Origin of the sequence: Pseudoalteromonas sp. 23_GOM-1509m, assembly GCF_000518425.1 — a bacterium.
In the GTDB taxonomy this organism is placed as follows: domain Bacteria; phylum Pseudomonadota; class Gammaproteobacteria; order Enterobacterales; family Alteromonadaceae; genus Pseudoalteromonas; species Pseudoalteromonas tetraodonis.
In genome coordinates, this window is sequence record NZ_JADO01000008.1 from 95,537 (window position 1) to 117,071 (window position 21,535).

The following is a 21,535-nucleotide window of genomic DNA, read 5'->3' on the forward strand; positions in this document are numbered from 1 at the left end:
AGGAAACCATCATAGTTATAGAGTTCTCGCCTATAACTATGATGTTGTAATGGCGGTTAGTTTTTACGGTAAATCTCGTGATCCATTTCGTAAATATTTACGCTTAAACTGTCAGAGGCTCTGCAATACGTTTGCAAGCAGGCTAGTAATTGCTCACTTAGTAGTTGCTTTTGCTCAATGGAACGCCCAGCCATAATATGCACCGCAATATGAATAAACCCTTCTTTACCCACACCTAACTGATAATGCTGATAAGCAATAGCGCGAGTCTTTATTGTTTCTAAATCAAATAAGCCACTTTCAAACGTTGTTGTATGGATTTTTTCCACAAGAACTTGAGGTAGTAAAGGCAGATCTTCTGAGTGTTCAATAATAATGTGTGGCATTTAACGTATCCTCTTTAGATTGGTTTATTTAATTATACCAAACGGGTTTGTACACGCTAACCCCATAACGCTTAATTTTTAAAAATGTGGCTTGAACATATTTTTAGCAATAAACTCATTTAAGCAATTACAAGACCTGTAGCGTGTTTAATTTTAGATTTATTATGGCAAATATTTTTGGTTTATACGTTTTATGTCAATTTGTGGTGACTTATACGAAGAGTACACAAGCCAGTTGGTATTTGTAATATAGGTTAAGCCAGAGGTGCGACTAAATGCGCGTTCGGGAAGGCGTATTACGTCATGATGGCTGTTGGTTGAGAAGTCGTAATAACTCAAACGGTAATCACCTTGTTTTACATTAAAATAGTAAATACGCGATTGCGCTAAGGTGTCGCCTTCAAAAAAATACCACGAATTATGATTCGATAAATTAATTTCGCTAACAAGTGGTTGCTCAGTTTGGCTATCTGGGTCTTTTATCCATAGTTGATTAGTTGCTTGGTTGGCAAAAATTAAAGCGCCTTGCTTGTTTTCATAAGCGTATAGTGTTGGTGAATCTATGGCCTTTGCGAGTTTATTTCCCTTTAAGTCGAAGCGATAAACGTGTTGATCATTCGCTACCAATAGGCTTTTACTATCTGCAGCCCAACTCGGTTTTCCATGGTAACTAAAGCCTGTGGGTAATGACTGACTTGATTGGGTGTTAAAGTCATAAAGGTATAGCGCATGCTCACCAAGATGAGAAGCAACAAAGGCAATGTAATTACCATCAGGTGACCACACCGGGTTGTAAATATTTGCACTGAGATTAGTAAGCTGTTTTCGTGAGGTGCCGTCTTGATTTGCAGTCCATAATTCCATTGAGCCCGATTCGTTAGATACAAAAACTAACTTTTTTCTGGCTTTACTGTAATCAGGAAAGCGCGTATTAAAGTCGCTTGATAATACCGGAAAAGGGGAACTTGCAACCGCATTACTGGTTTCTACACGCATTAATGCAGAGTCGATATTCCATTGATGAAAATACAAACTGCCATCATGTGCATATTCTGGGTAACTTAAGCCATCAATGTGCGCATTGATCATTTGTTGTGTTTTGAGGTTATAAAAATAACCTTGGCGCTTGCCTTTTTTAACACCCGAAAAGACGAGTTGTGGCTTATTGGGATGCCAATCAACGCCTCTCATATCAACAAAACCTGAAGTTAATTGCTTAGCATGAGCTGTTTTTATGTCGATTAAAAATAGTTCTTCAAAACCCGTTGGTAAATTACGCGATACCACCAGCTGTGTCGCATCTGGTGAAAACACAACCGACTCATCGGTATATTGGCATGCTGACGTACAAGGGACTTGAGTAACTGAGTATGGCGATGAGGTTAAATCGACAAGGTTAAGCTGGGTAAAATCATTATTTTTTTCATCTTCACTAATATAAACCAGCTTAGTGCCTGTGGCATTAATGTCTATATCGGTACTGGTTTTACTTCCGCACAGCCCTATAACAGTGATATTGCCCGAGGCGATATTTTGCTGAATTACTTCACAGCCTTGAGCAGCTTTACGGCGGTAATAATAAATAAACGTTAAATCATGACTAAATACCGCTCTGCCCTCAATGAATGAGGTGTCGGTAAGAGCTATTGCAGCTTGTTCGGATAAATGTAAATCACGTAAGTATAAATTAGCTTTGTGTCCTGGGCGGCGCCACGAATACGCTAAAAAATGACTGTCATTAGAAATAGCCGGAAACAACTCTCTTCCTGGGCTGGTGGTAATTGTTTCAATGTAATCGTACAAACGCGCTGCTTGTTGCGATTGAGCAAGTGGCTGCTTTGCGTTTTCAAAAAGGGCGCTATAACCCCAATAGCTACCTAATAATATAACAATAGCAAGTACGCTAGCGTAAATATACCTAGAGCGAAGCGGCATATTGTTAATGCTATTAACAGGCTCTGGCGTTGTTGGTTTTTGTACTAAGCGGTAACCCGTTTTACGCAGTGTTTCTATATAGGTATTGTCGGGGTCGAGTTCTTTAAAGCTTTTACGAAGATGCCATATGGCATTTGTCAGTGCTTTTTCGCCCACATATTGATTACCACCCCACACATTCTCTATTAGTTGCTCACGCGTTACTGCGTTTGGGTAACATTCTACCAAGTAAACAAGTAGTTCTATAAATTTAGGTTGTAATACACAGGTTTTATCAGCACAAAACAGCTTATTTTCAAACACCGATATTTGGCATTTTCCAATTGAAAATGTCTGTTGAGTATTCATAGTTTGTGTATTTAAACCTCTTGATTAAGTACGTTACTAGGCAGTGTTTAATGCAAAATAAAGCGATAGTTGGTTAACATTCGATTTTACATCATTCTAACACGAAAACCTTAAGTGTATGATTATAAATAAATAGATATTAAATAGATATAAAATAGGGATATAAACGAGACACCTCTCATTGTGCTTTTATTCACGATTACTTACAACATGTTATTAGTAAAATAAACCAATTGGTACAAAACAAATTTAATAACTAAAAAGTTAATCAAAAACGATTTGTACTAATGGAATAATAAATAATAAGGGAAGTTTGTGAGTAATATATCAACAAAAAAATGCGCTTTAGCACTGGCTATAACAGCCAGTTTATCTGGACATGCAATAGCAAATGACGAGGCTATTGCTCGTCAATCAACCGCTAAAGCAAGCGAAGAAGTGGTACAAGAAGCACCAGAAAAAATAACCGTAACGGGTTCGCGTTTAAAGCGTGATAGTTTTTCTGTAACGACCCCGCTGGTAACCATGGATAGAGCGTCGATTCAGGATACAGGCCTAGGCAACCTTTCAGATGTATTAATCGATAACATGCCTGCACTGAGCGAAAGTATTGGTAATACAACCAGCCAATCAAGTATTTCGGGTACCGGTTTATTAACGGTGCAGCTTCGCGACTTAGGCGCTAATAGAACGCTAACGCTTATTGATGGCCGCCGTGTGGTATCAAATAGTTATGGTGGTAACTATGTGAGTTTAAATACTATTCCAAGTGGCATGGTGGAGCGCGTTGAAATTATAAGTGGTGGTGCGTCGGCCACTTATGGAGCTGATGCGGTAGCCGGTGTAGTGAATATTATTACCCAGTCAAAAAAAGAAGGCTTTGAATTTCAAGCCCGTGGCGGTGAAACAACAGATGGTGGCGGTCGCGAGTTTACGCTTGATTTAAACTACGGAACGTCATTTGCTGATGATCGCGGTTATGTATTTGTCAGCTCAAACTGGGATCGTGATTTTGGCATGACCTTTTACGACCGTGACCGCGCAAAAATAGAAGCGGCGCATAGTTATGATGATGAGTTAATGTGTAATCAAATGTACACTGCTGATGGTTATCAGTGTATGAGTGGTATTACACAAGCTGATTGGGCAAGCAAAAGCGATGGTACCTTAGGCGGTGTATTTTTAGAAAGCAGCCGAAACGATACCCAGTTTTGGTACGACGGGCAAACGCTGCGTGATGACTGGAAAGGTAATGAAGAAATTTATGGTATAAATTCGTCACAATACGTCATGCTTGATGTACCTAGCGATAACTTTTCGACCGCGATAAAAGTAGATTATGATGTAACAGACGACATTATGAGTTACTTCCAAATTCAATATAGTAAGAGTGGCTCGTTCAACGATAAGTCACCAGAAGATGAATACGAAGGGGCTTACGTACCTCGCTACGACCCAGTGACTGGCGACCCTATCGATGATATTGCGCCCGGTTACATTCCTATTGATAACCCATACGTGCCACAAGAAATTATTGACAGCAACCCATACAAAGACCGTATTTATTGGGATCGTCGTTTTGGTGAAGTAGGTAATATCAGCACTGATAACGACCGTACGACCATCCGAACTTGGGCAGGCCTACAGGGTATGATGTTTGATGATACATGGGATTGGGATATCTCTGCTGGATACGGGCAATTTAAACAACATCAAATCCGTAGTAACGAGTTAAATACGGTACGTGTCAATCAAGCACTGCAAGCTGAAAAGCTAGCCGATGGCACTATTCAATGTAAAGACGCCGAAGCGCGAGCGCAAGGATGTGTCCCGCTTAATCTATTTGGTGAAGGGTCTATTACCCCTGAAATGGCTGATTGGATCCGTACTAACCCGATTATTGATACTGAGATTCAGCAATATACGGTAATGGGTTATATCACTGGTGACCTATACGAATTACCAGCAGGTAATGTGTCTGCAGTATTTGGTGCAGAGTATCGTAAAGATTCACAAAGCCTAGATACCAGTGATGATATGAAAGCGGGCGGTATTACGTTTAACGTTGTGCCTTCTTTTTACGGTGAAGTAGAAGTGTATGAGGCATTTGCTGAACTTGCGGTGCCACTACTTAAAGATGCGCCATTTGCTAAAAGTTTGTCGGCAGAAACGTCGCTGCGTTTAGCAAATTACAGCATTGATAATATCAGCACTGTCGCCAGTTATAAGCTAGGCCTTTTATGGCAACCAATTGATGGGTACATGTTACGTGCCAATTATGCACGTGCACAGCGTGCGCCGACTATCACGGAATTATTATCACCCCCTCGCGGCGATTTTGATTCATTTGATGATATTTGTGATGGTCTAACAGCAACATCAACAAACCCAGGACACGATAACTGTCGTTTAGAGCCAACCTTGGCACAAAAGCTAGCTGATGATCCTAACTTTGAATTTGAAAGTGAAGACAATAACTACTCGCCAAATACAGGTAATCCAAACTTAAAAGAAGAAACAGCCGATACCTATACCTTTGGTATTACTGTATCTCCTGAGTTTTTAGATGGCTTTAACTTAGCGGTGGATTACTACGATATTGCTATTGTTGATGCAATTGATGAAATAAGCAACGAAAACATCATGCGCGAATGTTATGACTCAGAGGCTGCTTGGGGCAGTGATAACGAATACTGTAACGATATTACCCGTAACGACGAAGGTAACATTGTAAAAATTCTACAGCGTGAATATAACTTGGATGAGTTAACTGCGCGCGGTTACGATGTCGTTGCAACTTACAAATATGACATCGGCAGCTATGGCAACTTGTCATTTAAGCTTGATTACAATCACATTATTGAAAACTCGCAAACCTATGAAGGCTTAGATGGTAACAGTGTTACTTCACAGTATGCAGGTTATGGGCGCTCAAAAGATAAAGCCGCTATGTCGATTGTATGGAAAATGGATGATTTACGTATCCGCTGGCGTACAAATTACGTAGGCGCGTTTAAAGCAAGCCAAGAAGATGAGAAAGACTACCTTGAGTATGTTGCTGCAAACGATGAGCGCTGTGCTGCGGGCGATGCCGGTTGTATTGCAAACCCAGAGCCACTTGCGTATCAAGATTATGGCTCATTTTTAAAGCATAGTTTATCAGCGTCTTACACTCTGGTACTGACTGATAAAAGTGACTTACGTGTATTTGGCGGTATTAACAATGTATTTGACGACAAAGGGGCATTTTACCCAAGTGGTCGTGGTAACTTTTATAGTGGCTACGGCGGCGGTGCCGGTCGTTATGTTTATCTAGGTGCACAATATAGCTTTTAATAACCTTTAGCTGTATTTGTTTGCAAAGGCACTCCCTCGGGCGTGCCTTTTTTATTGTGTATCTTGCTGCGAAATACCCTTTAAACCATTACAGTATTGAGTTGGTGGATAAAATTTGTTTTATCGCGGTGAAAGCGTTTAGTATAAGGCGTAACTTAATTTTTAATATGAACGAAGGACTTGCTATGAAGTATCTCAAAATGGGTGGTTTAATTGTATGCTTAGCAGGGCTTGCAGGGTGTTCTGATGATGTTGCCTCAGTGAGTCTTGGGCTATTTACCACTAAAGATGTGGTGGTTAATTCACAGCAAGACCCGCTAGTGACCGGTGTAACCTGTCATATTAGCCATATTGAGGCGAATTTAGATTTTTCAGACCCATCAGATATGTCGATTGCCTGTCGTCAAACTGGGCCAATAACGCCAGACCAATTACAGTCTATCGACCGCAGTAAATCCGGTGAAGTCGTGTTTAAATCATCTAAGAGTATTTTGTTTAAGTCATTAAAAGTGCGCCGTATTTATGATGCTAAAACCCATACATTATTATATTTATCATACTCAACGAAAGAGTCTACGGGCAGTCATCATCATGCGCTCTCTACGGTGCCTTTATACAATACACAAGCATGGCAATGGGCGAAGGGGCAAGAGTAGTTTATGTTAACTCTATTTAAATCAAAGCCCTTATTGGCAGAACAAGAACAACAATGGCTGGTTGATACCTTTATATGGGCAGCAGAAAACTTTGATTTGGATTTTTTTACCAAACACAGCCAAGTTATTTTGCCAACGGTTGAGTTTTTTCCTGACTCGGTTTCAAGTATTGAGGAAATGGCCAGCAAAGTGTTTGCGCGTGTTAAGCAATACGCTGGTATGAATGAATGGCCAGTAACCTTGGTTGCACCGCAACAATTACAACCACAGGTGTTTCCACACTTTGAATTTAGTCAGCGTTTACGTGGCGATGATTGCCATTTAATAGTACCAGCCAGTCATACTATTAATGTGTCGTTTAATCCCAATCAAATTAATCAACCGCAAGACTTAGTGGCGAGTTTTGCCGGTACGCTTGCCACCATATTAATTCATCACGTAGGGGTTTTGCCCCCAGGTGGTAAAGAGTACTTACCACAAGCTACTGATGCTTTAGCGTGTTTTTTAGGCTTTGGGGTAATGATGAGCAATACCGTGTACCAGTTTAAAGGTGGCTGTGGCTCATGTTATAACCCGTATGCAAATCGCGAAGCGGCGCTCAGTGAAACGCATACCGTATTTATGCATGCGTTAGTGAGCTACTTTAAGCAAGATAAACACTCTAAAAAACATTTAAAACCGCATTTACGAGGCCAATTTAAAAAAGCGCAAAAAGAAATAAAAGCCTTGGTTAATCAATCGGCTAACCCATTATTATTGGCTTTTTCGCCAGAGCAAGCCAGTTAAGTATGAACTATATCGATGAATTTTTATTAATTGCGGTGGCTCATTTTTTTGCGGTAGCAAGCCCTGGGCCCGACTTTGCGGTAGTCCTTAAACAAAGTGTACAACACGGCAGGCGCAATGCCTTATGGACAAGTGCAGGTGTTGGTGCGGCTATTTTATTACACATAGCCTATTGTGTATTGGGAGTTGCGCTGGTGTTAACTCAATCACCTGCGTTGTTTATGGCGCTTAAATATATAGCGGGCGCGTATTTAGCGTATTTAGGCGTGCAGGCACTGCGCGCTGCTAAACCTACAAATACCTCATCAGAACCGACTGCAAAACCCAGCCTTGCAGCTGAGTCATCATGGCGTGCGTTTCGACGTGGCTTTTTTACCAATGCACTTAACCCTAAGGCAACACTGTTTTTTATGTCGTTGTTTACCTTAGTGATTAGCCCAACTACGCCGGTAATAGTACAAATGGGATATGGCGTTTATATGGCGCTTGCTACGTGGGCTTGGTTTTCTATTTTATCGCTATTGTTATCAAAAGCGCGTGTACGTGATTTTTTTCAGCAAAGTGGTTATTGGTTCGACCGCGGCATTGGCATTATTTTAATCGCACTGGCTGTGCGAGTTGTTATTTAAAGAAGGAATAGTATGGCGTTATATAATTTTTCGTTTGGCTCTAATATGTCATCTAATCGTTTATTGGCACGTTTACCTAATGCAAAACGTGTGGGTACGGCACTTTTAAAGGGCTATAAGTTAACCTTTAATATGGCCTTTTCAGATGGTTCAGGTAAATGCACTATTGTGCCCACCAATGAACCCGATGCTGTGGTATATGGGGTGGTGTATCAGCTTAATGAAGCCGAAAAAGAGATCTTAGATAAAATTGAAGGCCCTAATTACGACTGTGTTGATTTAACCGTGAGCCTTCTAGATGACGATGACATTAATGTACACTGCTACATAGCAAACACACATGACGACACACTGCTACCTTATGATTGGTACGTGCAGCATGTATACCGCGGCGCACTTGAGGCGGGCGTACCCGAACACTACAGTCAACGCATTTTAGCTTACCCGAGTAAGCAAGATACTAATAAAGCGCGCGCCGAAATAGAATTTGCGGTTCATCAAGACTAAACAAAAATAATAACCTAAGGTAACACTATGAAACTAAAAAAATTAGCCACAGCCGCATTATTGGCTGGCTGGGCGTTTACGAGCTCTGCAGCGGTTGATACCGATAAAATTTCAGAGGTGATCAACGCCTCAATGACACGTTTTGATGTACCCGGAATGGCCGTTGCCATTGTTGAAAATGACAAAGTTGTATTCGCTAAAGGCTTTGGTGTTGCCAACCTTGATACGAATAGCAAGGTGAATAAAGACACTTTATTTGGTATTGCTTCAAATACCAAGGCATTTACCAGTGCAGCATTGGCTAAGCTGGTGGATGAAGGCAAGTTAAGCTGGGATGACCGCGTAATTGACCATCTTCCTGAGTTTAGATTGTACGACCCTTACGTTACTCGTGAAATGCGCATACGCGATCTACTTAGTCATCGTAGCGGTTTAGGGCTTGGTCAAGGCGATTTAATGATTTGGCCAAGTACAGATAAATCGGTAGTCGATATTTTATCTGGGCTGAAATATTTAAAACCTGCGAGCAGTTTTCGTAGCCAATATGCTTACAACAACCTAATGTTTGTTACCGCTGGTGAAGTTGTTGCGCGTGTATCGGGGATGAGCTGGAACGACTACATTGAAAAAAACATTTTACAGCCGCTAAATATGACTAACTCGCGCGCTGGCTTTTCGCGTATCGCAAAAAATAACAAAAACTGGGCGATTGGACACATCCCAATGGATGGCAAATTGCATCCTTTTTTTGTTAATTACCTTGAAGACTTTCGAGGGGCAGGCGCCATTGCATCAAGCGTAAATGATATGAGCCAATGGCTACGTACTCAACTTGCTGGTGGCAAAATGCCTAATGGCGAGCAGTTATTTAGTGAAAAGCAGCAAGCACAAATGTGGCATCCACATATTACGTCAATGGCATCTAAAAGTGCCTATGAAGCGTATCATCAACAATTTAGAGGCTACGGTTTAGGTTGGAGTATAGAAGATTACCACGGCGTTAAAAAGCTGGCACATGGTGGCGGCATTTTAGGTATGGTATCGCAGGTGACTTTATTACCAGAAAAAAACGTGGGGATTGTGATATTAAGCAACCAACAAGCATTTTCTGCATTATCGGCAGTGACTCATGAAGTACTTGAAGATGTACTCGAGCTTGAAGATAAAGATTGGGTTGAAGAGTTAGCTAAAAAGCATTTTGCAGGGAAAGAAAAAGCCTATGCTAACGCCGCTCCAAAAGCGCCAACAGACACTCAACCGCAATTGCCTAATATAAACTACACCGGTACATTACATGATGATTGGTATGGCGATGTAATCGTTGAAGAACTAGATGGTAAATTACGCATTGATTTTACCCATACAAAACGCCTTAAAGGTGAGCTAAAGCATTACACAGGTAATACTTTTATTGTGAAGTGGGATGAAAAGTTATTAGAGGCAGATGCCTTTATTCGCTTTTCTATGAGCGCCGATAACCGCGTGGAATCGGCGAAAATGAATGCAGTTTCAGCGCAGGTAACCGACTTTAGCTTTGATTTTAGAAACCTCGACTTAAAAGCTAAATAACCATAACTTTGGTTAAAGAGTTGTTTAGTATCAACCAAAGTCGCAAAGCCACCACAAGGTGGCTTTGTTATACTTGATGAGCAACTTATTTTTGGAGTTAGCTATGCGCACTGCGATTATTTCTCATCCTCACTGTCGTAAACATAAAATGATAGAAGATCATCCAGAATGCCCTGAGCGTTTAGATGCGATTAATGACCGTTTACTTGCTAGTGGACTGGATGTGGCTATAGAGCAAAAACAAGCCCCTAAAGCACTGCGCGAACATTATTTATTGGCGCACAGTGAGCAGCATATTAAGCATGTAGAAGACATGATCCCAAACGAAGGGCTCAGCGATCTTGATGGAGATACGTGGTTATGCCCCGACTCTTTAAAGGCCATTGAGCGTGCAGTCGGAGCAGGGTTACTCGCTGTTGATGAGATTTTAGAGGGTAAGTTAGACGCTGCGTTTTGTTCAGTACGCCCGCCAGGGCATCACGCTAACCGAGATAGCTCTTCTGGTTTTTGTGTGTTTAATAACCTTGCGATTGCGGTTAAATATGCACAAAGCAAAGGGGTAAAGCGCATTGCCATTGTTGATTTTGACGTACACCATGGCAATGGGACTCAAGATATTTTTATGGATGATGAAAATGTGTTGCTGTGCTCGTTATTTCAATATCCATTTTATCCTAATACCGCCATTAAAAATAACGCCACACTGGTAAATTCACCTTTACCGATAGCTAGTGATGGTGCTGATTTAAAAGCACTTTATGAGCAACAATGGCTACCAAAATTAACAGAATTTAAGCCTGAGCTACTTTTTATAAGCGCGGGATTTGACGCACATTTAGAAGATGACATGGCCAGTCTTAAGTTTGTTGAAAGTGATTATATATGGCTTACTGAGCAGTTAGCGCAATTTAGCCAACAGCATCATTGTTTAGGTATTATTTCTTATTTAGAGGGAGGGTACTCACTGTCGGCCCTCGGGCGCAGCGCGATTGCACACGTTAAAGCGCTAGTTGATTTCGGCGAGTAACCTGAATGCCTGATCTGGAGTTAGCTGCTCTATTTTACTTAAGCAGCATTGCCCTTCTTTTGCTAAATATTCTTTTACTAGCTCTGCTAATTGGCTTGCACTGAGCGCCGTGAGCGAATGGCCGCTTAAGCTTTGATAGCCACTAACCTTATCTAAAATAATGACTTTTTGCTGTTCACTTGCTTCCATAGTGTAAATAAAGTCATGTAAATCATTGGCGTGCTCTATTAGCTCAATTTCATTATTATAAATAATAATTTGTGGGTAACTGATGCTCATCTATTGTCCTAAATCAAATTGTTTTTTTACTGAATAATTTATAATCATTAATTGGTTTAATTTTGGAAGTAGAAGCAATGCCTCACACTAGCCGCTATCAAAAAGTATGCGATGTTTTTACCAATAAGGTGATCGCCTGCGCTAAGGATACCCCTTTAATTGAAGCGGTGAAACTAATGCGAGCGCACAATGTTAGCGCTATTTTTGTAAAACAACAGCAACAAATAATAGGCGTATGGACTGAAACCGATTGTTTAACACTTAACTTTTCTAATCACTCACTTAGGCAGTTAGCGATTGAAAGCGTTATGTCGAGCCCTGTACTAAGTGTGCCCAGCCAACAATTATTAACCGAGACGGCCATGGTGTTTAATAAGCAGGGTGTAAGGCATTTGTTAGTCACTGATACAAATGACATTCCCAGCGGCGTGATCAGCATTACAGATATTGTAAACAATCAAGGGCTAGAGCATTACTTACAATTTAGACCTATTAATGATCAATATAATAAAAACATACGGATAGTACCGAGTTCATTGGCAATCAATGACGCGGTGAGCATGATGCGTGAATATGCAGAGAAAGTGATTTTGGTGTTTAATGAGGATGAAAATGTTCATGGCATTATTACCCAGCGCGACTTACTAAAGCTCATCACCGAGCAGCACAATCATCTGGTTTGTTGGGATTTAGCCAGTCGCCCCCTTTATCAGATAAGCCCCCAAGACAGCCTTTTTGATGCTTACAGGTTGATGTCTGAAAGTAACATTCGACATTTAGTAGTAAGCGAAAATAATCAAATTAACGGTGTATTATCGCTTGAAAACTTAATTAATGAAATTGAAACGGCGTATTGCTGTGAGCTTGAAAAAGTACTTCAGCAGCGTGATATTGCACTGCAGCACTCACAGCGTAATTTATTTTTAGCCAATAAAATTATCGACTCCTCCCTAGATGGCATCATGATCACCGACTCGAATGGAGTGATTATGCAAGTAAACCCTGCATTTACTCATCTAACCGGTTATAAAGAATATGAGGTGATAGGTAAGCGGCCTAATATGTTGAGTTCAGGGCGTCATGATAAAAACTTTTATATAAAAATGTGGGATTCACTGACCAAAACAGGGGTATGGCAGGGGGAAATTCATAATCGTAAAAAGTGTGGTGATATTTATATTGAGTGGCTCAGTATTATAGAAATAAAAGAGCCAAGTCATAGTGAAGTGATTTACGCCGCTATTTTTAGTGACATAACTGAGCGAAAAAGCGCAGAAGAAAAAGTGGTGCAGTTAGCGTATTTTGATGAGCTAACTGGCTTGCCTAATCGGCGTTTATTTAACGATAGGCTCTCTATGGCACTCGCCTCAGCACACAGAGATAAACAAATGTTAGCGGTAATGTTTATTGACCTTGACCGTTTTAAAGAGGTCAACGATAGCTTAGGTCACAATGCCGGTGATACCTTATTAAAATTAGTATCAGAGCGTATCATCAATAGCTTAAATGAGGGTGATACGCTGGCGCGATTAGGGGGAGATGAGTTTGTTGTATTATGCGAAATAAATAATGTAGAAGGTGCTATCACCCTTGCTGAGAGTATTTTAAATCACTTAAATACACCGTTTAAGCTTGAAGGCTTTGAGGTTGGTGTTACTGCGTCCATAGGGGCGGCTGTTTACCCTGATGATGGCTTAGACAGTGAAACATTATTAAAGCATGCTGATATTGCCATGTATCGCTCAAAAGATGTGGGGCGTAATTCGTTTCAGTTGTTTCAACCGTCAATGAATGCCCGATCTTTAGAGCGCTTAGCGATGATGAGCCGCTTTCAGCATGCACTCGAAAATGATGAGTTTGAGCTTTATTTTCAGCCTAAAAAATGTTTAAAAACAGGGGTGATTATGGGAGCTGAAGCACTGTTGCGGTGGTGCGATCCCGATTTAGGGACTATTTCACCGGCGCAGTTTATTCCGCTTGCTGAAGAGCTAGGTTTAGTGGTGCGTTTAGATTTATGGGTTATAAACCAAGCAGGTAAAGAGTTAACCCTTTGGCAAGCGCAGGGGATTGATGCCGGACGTTTAGCGATTAATGTCTCTGCGTGTCATTTAAGCCAAGGTAAGTTGGCTGATAATATTAAAGCTATGCTTACTCGTTACCAATTACCTGGCAGCTTACTTGAAATTGAGCTGACCGAAAGCAGCTTTATTAGCTCGTTTTCACAGGCAAAAGAGCAACTACAACAGCTCAAAGCGCTGGGCGTGCATATTGCGCTGGATGATTTTGGTACGGGGTATTCTGCACTCAGTTATTTAACCAAATTACCGTTTAATACATTAAAAATTGATGCGAGCTTTATTGCTAAGATTCCTGATGAGTATGGCAATAGCCAAATTGTGGCGGCCATTATAGCCATGGCGACAAGTTTAGGATTGGATGTGGTTGCTGAGGGCGTTGAGCATGCCTCGCAAGAGGCACACTTAGTCGAAATAGGCTGCAATGTTATTCAGGGCTATTATTATTGCCATCCATTAACGCAGCAGCAGTGGATAGCATTTTATAACCAAGCAGCAAAAGGTTATTCTGAGTCTACACTCACTTCATAAGAGGTGAACTTACGAATATTAATAACGCCGTTATCAAAAATTAAATATTGGCCTTTAATGCCTTGTAAAATACCGCTAACAACGGGGTTTTTATCGAAGTTAAATGAGCTGATTTTGCTTGGATATTCGCTTACAGGAAAATCAAGATTCACAACGTCTTGATCAAGCTGTTCAATAGCGGTTGCGCCAAATAACTCACTCAGCTCGGTTAGTTTTTCGCTAATTTGTGGAATAAGCTCAGCAGCCGCTGCTTTTAAATCAAGAACGTCGTTTTGTCCTTTGAGCATATTGCGCCAATTGGTTTTATCAGCAATAAACTGCGCGAGCGCCACTTCCACTAAGCCCGACTGTAAACGAGTTTGTACTTTAAAAATAGGTAATGCTTGGGTTGCCCCTTGGTCAATCCAACGGGTAGGTATTTGGGTGTGGCGAGTAATGCCTACTTTTAACCCTGATGTATTAGCTAGATACACATAATGCGGGATCATGCAGTTTTCTTCACCCCACTGTGGCTCGCGGCAGGTGCCTTGATCGTAATGGCAGGTTTCAGGTTTCATGATACACATGTCGCAACTTGCAAGCTTGCGCATACATACAAAGCAGTGCCCTTGAGAATAGCTTTTTTTTGTTTTTTTACCACAGTTAGAACACAAAATTGTGCCACTAAAAGTGAGAGTCAATTGTTTACCTATTAAAGCATTTAAATCAACCAGTTCATCACCTACAGGTAAATGATATTGAACGGGTTCTGTTAAGCTCGACTTTAATTTACGCAGTGTACCTTGCATCTTTACTTGGCCCCAAAGATGTTAAAAAGGGGAGCTTAACATTTTTAGACGGTATTGGCTGTTCAAGAAGTCTAAATAATTATCATAAGAGAGTGCTTTTGCGTACAAGTAGCCTTGGGTACGGTCGGCTTTCATAGTGTTGAGCAGCTGGTGAACTTCTTGAGTTTCTACGCCCTCAATCGTGATAGTAAGGCCCAAGTTATGTGCCATATCTATGGCTGTTTGCACAATGACCTGATGAGCCCGGTTATCGGTTAAATCAAACACAAACGACTTATCTACTTTAAGTTCACTAAAGTGATAGTTAACTAAGTAGCTAAGCGATGAATAACCAGTACCAAAATCGTCTAACACGACCTTAACGCCCAGTGTGGCAAGTTCACCAACTAAGGTGACTAACGCATCTTGATTTTCGACAAACGCTGATTCAGTCAGCTCAAACTTCAATAAATGAGGGGCAACCTGATACTTTATTAAAAGGTTTTCTACTTTTTCGGTTAAATTGGCAATGGCTAGGTTTTTTGCACTTAAATTAACGCTAATACTATGTTCAGTTACGCCCTCATTTGCCAGTTTTGCAATGTCTTTGCAAGCTTGCTCTATCACCCAAAGTGTTAATTCATTAATAATACCGGTGTGTTCGGCAAGTAGAATTAGTTTTTCTATGGAAATGTTTTTAAACTCAGTATTAGGCCAGCGTAGTAGAGCTTCGGCACCATTGACACTGTTATCTTTTAAACTAACTTGTGGCTGATAAAATAGAGCGAGCTGATCCGTTCTTATCGCTTGTTGAAGCTTAGCAGCAAGCGCAACGTCCATAGCTAAACTGCTGTTCGCAGATGATGAGCTTACCTTACTTAGACTATGTTTAGCGTTATGTAATGCCAAGTAGCCTCGTTTCAACCAAAATTCAAAGTCATCACGTTTACCAAAGGCACTAATCCCCACGCTGTAATTGAGTTGTAAGTCTAGCCCTTTGATTTGATAGGTTTTTGGTAACTTATTTACTACCCTTTTTAATAACTCTTCGAGCGTGTGTGGGCTTTGGTTTTTAGTCGAGATACAGGCAAAAACACCGCTACCTAAATCAGCAATTTTAGCGGGTTGATTAATGCCACTACTTAAGTTAAAAAATTCTCTCTCAAAGCTCAATTGGCATTCTAATTCGTGCGCAACATGCTTAATTAATTCATATCCTTGGGAGGGCGTAATAATGGTATTTAGCGAGTTAAAATGACGTATTTTAACCAAACATAAAGTGGTGGAACGTTGCTGGGCTTTGAGTGCCATAAAGGCATACTTTAACTTTGCGCTATTGAGCAGTTTTGTTTGCTGGGTATGCGTGGCATGATATAAAGCGCGTTCACGCTGATAACGAACCCGATCGGCAAGTGCCATGGCCATGAGGACAATTTCACACAAAATGGCCATTAAAAAAGCATGACGTATTGAAAAGCTATAAGTGATAACGCCTGTAAGCTCTAAAGGCTGAATGGCTGCACCAATAATCAATGGCACCCATGAAAATACGTAAAACTTAGCCCATCTAAAGCCACTTTTTAATTTGTTATAAATTAAAATAAAGCAGACGATATAAAGTAATCCCAAAATTACAAAAAATATGGGGGCAGCTATATTTTCGGGAATAAAAAAGCTTAATGTACCGAGCACTAGCATTAGCCAGAGTAAACCAACACTTAATTTATAACGCCAGCAACGGTCTTTATGATATCGCAAAAACATGGTGCAAAAAGCGAGAGTGAAAAACGCAATAGTGTAATTAACGACAATTATTTTTTCGTGAATAAACAACTGCCATTCTAGCGGCCATAAATAAAAACCAAACCCCAGAACGGTGCCCATTAATGCTATAGCACTAATAATGTAGCCAATATAAACTAAGTACACGCGGTCTTTAATGCCAAAATAGAGTAATAGGTTATATAGTGAGGCCATTAATAAGACACCCGCGAAAATTCCCCAAATGCCTGTTTGTGAGCGAACTAAGTCAACAAATACATTATGGCGATATAAGTGAATTGGGGTTTTACTGATCCCCACGGTATCTATTTTTATAATTAGTCGTTGTGTAGATTGGCCATCGAGGTTAAAGCGAATGTGGGGCACGCTGTACTTAAATAAAGTAAGACGTGGCTCTTTATCGCCAAGCTTATAAGTGTCGAGTAGTTGGTTGTTACTATTGAGCCTATATATGGTGAGATGATCTACCATCGGGTTATCAAAGTGGGCAACCACATCTTCTTGTTGGCTGCTTTTGTTTTCTAAATCGAGGCGTAACCAATAATTTTGCTGTTCAAAGCTCCAAGGTATATCGTTAAATTCTTGCTGTGTAAATAGCGCCTGCTTGGTCATTACTTCTGCAAAACTTTGTGTTTTGCTTTTGTCTATGTAATAAGCATGATCGAGGTAAACAGGGGTTATTTTATCTATGGTATAGCGTGATGGCATCACAAAGTTTATTGCCAATGTGCTGATAATAAAAAAGATAAAAATAAGTATTACAACTGCCACCGCATGGTAGCGCAAGGTTTTAAATTCCAATATTAATCTATGTCCAGATTACTTTTTTTTATAGTGTAGCAGTAAAAAGCGCAGATAATCTGCGCTTTTATAAAATTTACTCGTTAGTTATCAATCGTTATGATTGTTCACGAGCAATTGCGCGATAAGCAATGTCAGTACGGTATTCCATGCCATCCCAGTTGATTTCATCAACCAGTTTATAGGCACGCTGCTGCGCTTGTGTAACTGTATTACCCAGTGCAGTAGCACACAGTACACGACCACCGGCAGTCACTACGTTATCGCCGTCTTGCTTAGTCCCTGCATGGAAGACTTTTTCGCCTTCAGGGTAAGTTACTTTCAAGCCACTAATAGCATCGCCTTTCGGGTAGCTATCTGGGTAGCCTTTAGCGGCTAAAACAACACCTACTGCAGCGCGTGAATCAAACTCAATGGTGGTTTTATCAAGCTCTACACGGTTAGCAGCTTCAATCAGTTCAACTAAGTCTGATTGTAAGCGTAGCATCATAGGTTGTGTTTCAGGGTCGCCAAAACGACAGTTATATTCAATAACCTTTGGTGTACCTGTCTCATCTATCATTAAGCCTGCATATAAAAAGCCAGTGTACGGATGGCCTTCGCTAGCCATACCTTCTACCGTTGGGTAGATCACTTCGTTCATAATGCGCTGATGAATTTCATCGGTTACTACAGGCGCTGGTGAGTATGCACCCATACCACCGGTGTTAGGGCCTTGATCGCCATTGTAAGCGCGTTTATGGTCTTGGCTGGTTGCAAACGGCAGTACGTTTTTACCATCAACCATGACAATAAACGACGCTTCTTCACCTTCTAAAAACTCTTCAATGACCACACGGCTACCGGCGTCACCAAAGGCATTACCCGCAAGCATATCGCGAATAGCCTCTTCAGCCTCGCGTTCGTCCATAGCAACAATCACGCCTTTACCAGCCGCTAAACCATCGGCTTTAATAACAATCGGTGCGCCTTTTTCTTTTAAATAGGCAAGCGCAGGGTCGATTTGTTCAAACGTTTGGTAATCAGCGGTTGGAATAGCATGGCGTGCTAAAAAGTCTTTAGTGAACGATTTAGACCCTTCAAGCTGGGCAGCACCGGCGGTTGGGCCAAAAATAGCTAAGCCGTGTTCACGGAACTTATCAACAACCCCTAATACTAGCGGTACTTCAGGGCCAACAATGGTTAGCTCAACATTATTTTGTTGTGCAAAGCTTAGCAGTCCATCAAGGTCTTCAACGTTAATTGCTACGTTCTCAAGTTTTGGCTCAAGAGCTGTGCCCGCATTACCTGGAGCAACATAAACAGTGTTAACTTTTGTATTTTGAGCGGCCTTAAACGCAAGTGCGTGTTCGCGGCCGCCGCTGCCAATGACTAATACATTCATGGCGAATATCCTATTTAAAGCGGTTTTTTAAATTTCAGCGTCATACGGTCGCTTTCACCTATGGCTTTATATTTAGCGGCATCTTGCTCGCCAAGTCTAAGGCTCGGTGGAAGGGTCCATACCCCTTTAGGGTGATCGGCTGTATCAAGAGGGTTTGCATTAATATCGCTTTTTGCTTCAAGTTCAAAACCAGCTTGTTCAGCAAGTGCAATAACCACACTTTGCTTCATATAACCTGATGATTTTTGCATCTCATCATCTTGCTCTTCTGGTAGGCGGTGTTCAACCACACCTAAAGTGCCGCCTGGTTTAAGTGCTTTGTAAAAAGACTTAAACGCATTGCTTGCAGCTTCTTTATCTTTGCTCATGTACCAGTTATGAACATTACGAAAAGTCAGTACCATATCGGCGCTAGCCGCAGGAGCAATATCTAAATGTGTAGATGGGGCAAACTCAGTGAGTTTAACGTGACTAAAGCGGGCATCTTCAGCGATTTTAGCCTTAAAGCCAGCAAGAGAACGTTGGTAATAACCAACCGATGAATCAGCAGGGAAGTGCGCAGCATAATAGGTGCCTTGCTCTTTCAGCGCTGGCGCTAAAATTTCACTGTACCAACCACCACCTGGGGCAATTTCTACCACGGTCATAGATGGTTTAAAGCCAAAAAATTCGAGTGTTTCTACAGGGTTGCGGTATTGATCGCGCTCACTGCTACGCTCGCTTGCTTTAACTGCATTTGTTAATGCTGAGTCGTGGCCATGGTTATGTGCCAACGCCATTGTTGAGCTTAATGACAGTGTGGCAACCAGTAGAGATTTTAGTGCAAATTTCATCGTCTAATCCTTCACATTATAATTGTTAGTCATGGTTATAGAATAAGCAGAATACGTGAATTTGGTGCAAACAAAAAGAGCTAACTGAACCCGTTAGCTCTTTATGCGATTAATGACGGAAGTGGCGCATACCGGTAAACACCATTGCCATTCCAGCTTCGTCAGCGGCAGCAATCACTTCTTCATCGCGCATTGAACCACCTGGTTGGATAACAGCAGTAATGCCAGCCTCTGCAGCTGCATCAATACCATCGCGGAATGGGAAGAATGCATCTGATGCCATCACTGAGCCTTTTACTTCAAGGCTTTCATCAGCGGCTTTAATACCGGCAATTTTAGCTGAGTAAACGCGACTCATTTGGCCCGCACCTACACCTATAGTCATACCGTCGCGGGCATAAACAATGGCGTTTGATTTAACAAATTTAGCCACTTTCCAGCAGAATAATAAATCTTTAAGCTCTTGCTCAGAAGGTTGGCGCTTAGAGACAACCGTTAAGTCGCCTTGCGTTACCATGCCTAAATCACGGTCTTGAATAAGTACACCGCCATTTACACGCTTAATGTCGTGACCTGTGCCTTTAGCTGAGAATTCACCACACTCTAATAAACGCACGTTTTGTTTAGCTGATACTATTTGAGCGGCTTCTGCACTTACGCTTGGTGCAATAATAACTTCAACAAATTGACGTTCAACAATCGCTTGTGCAGTCTTAGCATCAAGTTCTTGGTTAAAAGCAATAATGCCGCCAAATGCTGACGTTGGGTCTGTTTTAAAGGCGCGCTCGTACGCTTCTAAGATATTATCACCAATTGAAACACCACATGGGTTAGCGTGTTTTACAATTACGCACGCAGGTACATCAAATTCTTTTACACACTCAAGTGCAGCATCGGTGTCGGCAATATTGTTAAACGATAATGCTTTACCTTGCAGTTGAGTGGCTGTTGCCACTGACGCTTCAGTGATGTCGTTTTCAACATAAAACGCGGCATCTTGATGCGAATTTTCACCGTAGCGCATATCTTGCTTTTTAGTGAATTGCATATTGATAGTACGCGGGAACTTAGTATCGATAGCGGCTTCCTCTGTGTAATCAGGAACCATCTTACCGAAGTAGTTAGCAATCATGCCATCGTACTGCGCTGTATGCTCATACGCTGCAATAGCTAAGTCAAAGCGTGTTTTGTAGGTTGTTGAGCCGTTGTTATTTTGCATTTCGCTAATAACACGGTCGTAGTCGCTTGCGTTAACAACAATCGTCACATCTTTGTGATTTTTAGCTGCCGCACGTACCATGGTTGGGCCACCAATATCGATGTTTTCAATAGCATCTTCAAGGCTGCAGTTTTCTTGAGCGACAGTATTCGCAAAGGGGTATAAGTTAACTACAACGATGTCGATAGCAGAAATATTGTTATCTGCCATTACGTCTTCATCTTGGCCACGACGAGCAAGAATGCCGCCATGAATTTTTGGATGTAGGGTTTTTACGCGACCATCCATGATCTCAGGGTGACCGGTGTGATCTGATACTTCAGTTACTTTAATTGCATTGTCAGCAAGTAGTTTACACGTGCCGCCAGTTGAAAGTATTTCAACACCTTGTGCTTCTAGTGCACGGGCAAATTCAACAATACCGGTTTTGTCTGACACACTCAAAAGTGCGCGACGTATAGGACGATGTGTATCCATTGTAGTTTGATTTCCTCAGTTAATGAGCTAGCTTAGAAGCGCGTATTTTAACTGATTACGACTCAAAAAACGACTTATAACGACCCATAAAGCGTGAGCATTTTGCAATTTCGTTAATAAATTTTACAAATAAAAAAAGCACCCTAAGGTGCTTTTTACTCAAAATACTTTATACCAGCTGTATTGGATTAGTAAGCAATTATAACGA

Annotated in this window: 16 protein-coding genes; 8 read left to right on the forward strand and 8 right to left on the reverse strand. The window is 41.2% G+C overall.

Translation table 11 applies throughout. From position 1 onward, the window contains the following. Positions 1-56: 56 nt before the first annotated feature. Together N523_RS0100445 and N523_RS0100450 are read right to left on the reverse strand one after the other, a co-directional pair. Positions 57-386: a 5-carboxymethyl-2-hydroxymuconate Delta-isomerase gene (locus tag N523_RS0100445; protein WP_013465979.1), complete on the reverse strand. Its 330-nt coding sequence runs from the start codon at positions 384-386 to the stop codon at positions 57-59. 162 nt (positions 387-548) lie between these two features. After that, entirely contained in the window at positions 549-2,669 is a 2,121-nt protein-coding gene (locus tag N523_RS0100450; RefSeq protein WP_028835581.1) for a winged helix-turn-helix domain-containing protein, read from the reverse strand. Positions 2,670-2,984: 315 nt separating this feature from the next. On the opposite strand from N523_RS0100450, the gene N523_RS0100455 reads away from it, so the two are divergent. The 7 genes from N523_RS0100455 to N523_RS0100485 all read left to right on the forward strand — a co-directional run bounded on the left by N523_RS0100455 (position 2,985) and on the right by N523_RS0100485 (position 11,179). Beyond that, positions 2,985-6,005: a TonB-dependent receptor domain-containing protein gene (locus N523_RS0100455; protein ID WP_028835582.1), complete on the forward strand. Its 3,021-nt coding sequence runs from the start codon at positions 2,985-2,987 to the stop codon at positions 6,003-6,005. Between the two features lie 185 nt (positions 6,006-6,190). After that, positions 6,191-6,661, forward strand: a complete 471-nt coding sequence (locus N523_RS0100460) for a CreA family protein (protein WP_013465976.1) — start codon at positions 6,191-6,193, stop codon at positions 6,659-6,661. Between the two features lie 3 nt (positions 6,662-6,664). Beyond that, positions 6,665-7,447, forward strand: a complete 783-nt coding sequence (locus N523_RS0100465) for a hypothetical protein (RefSeq protein WP_028835583.1) — start codon at positions 6,665-6,667, stop codon at positions 7,445-7,447. 2 nt (positions 7,448-7,449) lie between these two features. Next, a complete protein-coding gene (locus tag N523_RS0100470; protein ID WP_028835584.1) occupies positions 7,450-8,076 on the forward strand; it encodes a LysE family translocator in 627 nt (208 codons plus the stop codon). A 12-nt stretch (positions 8,077-8,088) separates the two neighbouring features. After that, entirely contained in the window at positions 8,089-8,583 is a 495-nt protein-coding gene (locus N523_RS0100475; protein WP_013465973.1) for a gamma-glutamylcyclotransferase family protein, read from the forward strand. Positions 8,584-8,610: 27 nt separating this feature from the next. Continuing rightward, positions 8,611-10,152: a serine hydrolase gene (locus N523_RS0100480; protein WP_028835585.1), complete on the forward strand. Its 1,542-nt coding sequence runs from the start codon at positions 8,611-8,613 to the stop codon at positions 10,150-10,152. Positions 10,153-10,255: 103 nt separating this feature from the next. After that, positions 10,256-11,179, forward strand: a complete 924-nt coding sequence (locus N523_RS0100485; RefSeq protein ID WP_028835586.1) for a histone deacetylase family protein — start codon at positions 10,256-10,258, stop codon at positions 11,177-11,179. On the opposite strand, the gene N523_RS0100490 is transcribed toward N523_RS0100485, so the two are convergent. Next, the gene (locus N523_RS0100490; RefSeq protein ID WP_028835587.1) at positions 11,159-11,458 is read right to left on the reverse strand and encodes a DUF4144 family protein; all 300 of its coding nucleotides are present in this window, start codon (positions 11,456-11,458) and stop codon (positions 11,159-11,161) included. The genes N523_RS0100485 and N523_RS0100490 overlap by 21 nt on opposite strands. A 77-nt stretch (positions 11,459-11,535) precedes the next feature. On the opposite strand from N523_RS0100490, the gene N523_RS0100495 reads away from it, so the two are divergent. Next, positions 11,536-14,064 (forward strand): EAL domain-containing protein, encoded by a 2,529-nt coding sequence (locus N523_RS0100495; RefSeq protein ID WP_028835588.1) that lies wholly within the window; start codon positions 11,536-11,538, stop codon positions 14,062-14,064. Here the strand turns inward: N523_RS0100495 and N523_RS0100500 are convergent. From N523_RS0100500 to purH, 5 genes are all read right to left on the reverse strand, one after another. Continuing rightward, the gene (locus tag N523_RS0100500; protein ID WP_028835589.1) at positions 14,037-14,852 is read right to left on the reverse strand and encodes a DUF2797 domain-containing protein; all 816 of its coding nucleotides are present in this window, start codon (positions 14,850-14,852) and stop codon (positions 14,037-14,039) included. The two genes, N523_RS0100495 and N523_RS0100500, sit on opposite strands and share 28 nt — an antisense overlap. Before the next feature lie 21 nt (positions 14,853-14,873). Continuing rightward, positions 14,874-17,414: an EAL domain-containing protein gene (locus N523_RS0100505; RefSeq protein WP_028835590.1), complete on the reverse strand. Its 2,541-nt coding sequence runs from the start codon at positions 17,412-17,414 to the stop codon at positions 14,874-14,876. 97 nt (positions 17,415-17,511) lie between these two features. After that, positions 17,512-18,798: a phosphoribosylamine--glycine ligase gene (gene purD, locus N523_RS0100510; RefSeq protein ID WP_028835591.1), complete on the reverse strand. Its 1,287-nt coding sequence runs from the start codon at positions 18,796-18,798 to the stop codon at positions 17,512-17,514. A 14-nt stretch (positions 18,799-18,812) separates the two neighbouring features. Beyond that, positions 18,813-19,631: a class I SAM-dependent methyltransferase gene (locus N523_RS0100515; RefSeq protein WP_013465965.1), complete on the reverse strand. Its 819-nt coding sequence runs from the start codon at positions 19,629-19,631 to the stop codon at positions 18,813-18,815. 109 nt (positions 19,632-19,740) lie between these two features. Next, the gene (purH, locus tag N523_RS0100520; RefSeq protein ID WP_028835592.1) at positions 19,741-21,327 is read right to left on the reverse strand and encodes a bifunctional phosphoribosylaminoimidazolecarboxamide formyltransferase/IMP cyclohydrolase; all 1,587 of its coding nucleotides are present in this window, start codon (positions 21,325-21,327) and stop codon (positions 19,741-19,743) included. Positions 21,328-21,535 lie beyond the last annotated feature (208 nt).

Coding starts and splice junctions, on each gene's coding strand:
- purD (WP_028835591.1), bottom strand. CDS start 18,798: ATGAATGTATTAGTCATTGGCAGCGGCGGCCGCGAACACGCACTTGCG.
- purH (WP_028835592.1), bottom strand. CDS start 21,327: ATGGATACACATCGTCCTATACGTCGCGCACTTTTGAGTGTGTCAGAC.
- N523_RS0100460 (WP_013465976.1), top strand. CDS start 6,191: ATGAAGTATCTCAAAATGGGTGGTTTAATTGTATGCTTAGCAGGGCTT.
- N523_RS0100465 (WP_028835583.1), top strand. CDS start 6,665: ATGTTAACTCTATTTAAATCAAAGCCCTTATTGGCAGAACAAGAACAA.
- N523_RS0100475 (WP_013465973.1), top strand. CDS start 8,089: ATGGCGTTATATAATTTTTCGTTTGGCTCTAATATGTCATCTAATCGT.
- N523_RS0100490 (WP_028835587.1), bottom strand. CDS start 11,458: ATGAGCATCAGTTACCCACAAATTATTATTTATAATAATGAAATTGAG.
- N523_RS0100445 (WP_013465979.1), bottom strand. CDS start 386: ATGCCACACATTATTATTGAACACTCAGAAGATCTGCCTTTACTACCT.
- N523_RS0100485 (WP_028835586.1), top strand. CDS start 10,256: ATGCGCACTGCGATTATTTCTCATCCTCACTGTCGTAAACATAAAATG.
- N523_RS0100450 (WP_028835581.1), bottom strand. CDS start 2,669: ATGAATACTCAACAGACATTTTCAATTGGAAAATGCCAAATATCGGTG.
- N523_RS0100470 (WP_028835584.1), top strand. CDS start 7,450: ATGAACTATATCGATGAATTTTTATTAATTGCGGTGGCTCATTTTTTT.
- N523_RS0100480 (WP_028835585.1), top strand. CDS start 8,611: ATGAAACTAAAAAAATTAGCCACAGCCGCATTATTGGCTGGCTGGGCG.
- N523_RS0100500 (WP_028835589.1), bottom strand. CDS start 14,852: ATGCAAGGTACACTGCGTAAATTAAAGTCGAGCTTAACAGAACCCGTT.
- N523_RS0100495 (WP_028835588.1), top strand. CDS start 11,536: ATGCCTCACACTAGCCGCTATCAAAAAGTATGCGATGTTTTTACCAAT.
- N523_RS0100515 (WP_013465965.1), bottom strand. CDS start 19,631: ATGAAATTTGCACTAAAATCTCTACTGGTTGCCACACTGTCATTAAGC.